Source organism: Cobetia sp. SIMBA_158, from assembly GCF_046566945.1.
Classification (GTDB): domain Bacteria; phylum Pseudomonadota; class Gammaproteobacteria; order Pseudomonadales; family Halomonadaceae; genus Cobetia; species Cobetia amphilecti.
Genome location: NZ_JAWJYL010001122.1, coordinates 1 through 234, shown reverse-complemented (window position 1 = coordinate 234; position 234 = coordinate 1). Strand labels below are relative to the sequence as shown.

1 protein-coding gene is annotated in these 234 nt (G+C 52.6%); it reads right to left on the bottom strand.

The annotated features are described in order from the left end of the window. Nucleotides 1–234, bottom strand: a 234-nt coding sequence (locus tag R2R70_RS23255; protein WP_410979384.1) for a DUF3382 domain-containing protein, incomplete at both ends; no start/stop codon positions are given.

The following is a 234-nucleotide window of genomic DNA, read 5'->3' as shown; positions in this document are numbered from 1 at the left end:
GAATAAACTTCGGTCCGGAAACGCTTTTCAACCCTTTCTGGAAAGCCGGTCGCAAAAGCTGGAAGAAAAAGACCACCGCCGTGCCGATAAACACCCACTGCCAACGGATGTCTGAAGCCGTGTCGACCACCAGTTTGGTGCCATCCAGCTCCAGTTGTACGCCCATAAAAACGCCCGCCAGCACAAAGAACATCGCGGCAGAGAGCAACGCCATTGCAATATGCATAGGTTTCA